The sequence below is a fragment of the Cellulomonas fimi genome, from assembly GCF_028527925.1.
Classification (GTDB): Bacteria; Actinomycetota; Actinomycetes; order Actinomycetales; family Cellulomonadaceae; genus Cellulomonas; species Cellulomonas fimi_C.
The window spans coordinates 1-803 of sequence record NZ_JAPESW010000139.1 but is presented as its reverse complement, the minus strand read 5'-3'; the positions used below and the strand labels follow the sequence as shown (position 1 = coordinate 803).

The following is an 803-nucleotide window of genomic DNA, read 5'->3' as shown; positions in this document are numbered from 1 at the left end:
CAGGGCCGGGCGGAGGTGGCCCACCTGGGCCAGCGCCGTGGCGACGAAGGCGGTCGCGAGCAGCGCGAGGGCGCCGGTGACGACGAGGCCCGCGCGCACGCCGAGCCACTCGGTCAGCCAGCCCTGCAGCAGCCCGCCGAGCGCGTGACCGCCGAGGAGCAGCGGCGAGTAGAGCGCGAGCACGCGGCCGCGCAGGGGCTGGTCGGCGGTGAGCTGGACGAGCGTGTTCGCGGCCATGAGGAACAGCAGCGTGGCCCCGCCGACGACGCCGAGCATGAGGAGGAAGACGCCGTGCGTCGGCGAGAGCGCGGCGAGGGCCTCGGTCACGGCGAACAGCCCGGACGCGACGACGACGTTGCGGGTCCGCAGCCGCAGGTACCGCCCGCCGAGGACGACGCCGACGAACGCCCCGGCGGCGCTGACGGCGTTGTAGAGCCCGAACCCGGCGGCGCCGGTGTGCCAGACGTCCTGCGCGAACGCGGTGAGGACGACGGGACCGTTCATCCCGAGGGCGCCCATGAGCCCGGCGAGCACGATGACCCACGCGAGCCGCGGCCGGTCGAGCACGTACCGGACGCCTTCGCGGACCTGGCCGCGGGCGCGGGGGACACGTGGCGCGGGGTGCAGCTCGCGGGCGCGCATCGACGCGACGACCGCGACGACGCACAGCGCGACGACGCCGTTGACGGTGAACGCCCAGCCCTCGCCCCAGTGCGCGATGACGAACCCGGCGGCGGCGGGGCCGACGAGCCCGCCGGCCTGCCCGATGGCGTTCATCGTGCTGACCGCCTTCTGCAGGCCCT

The 803-nt window shown here is 76.0% G+C and carries 1 protein-coding gene; it reads right to left on the bottom strand.

What is annotated here, in order from left to right; all coding sequences use genetic code 11:
- Positions 1-798: MFS transporter (locus tag OMK64_RS20135; RefSeq protein WP_272730130.1), on the bottom strand; the 798-nt coding region annotated here is incomplete at its 3' end.
- Positions 799-803: the final 5 nt, after the last annotated feature.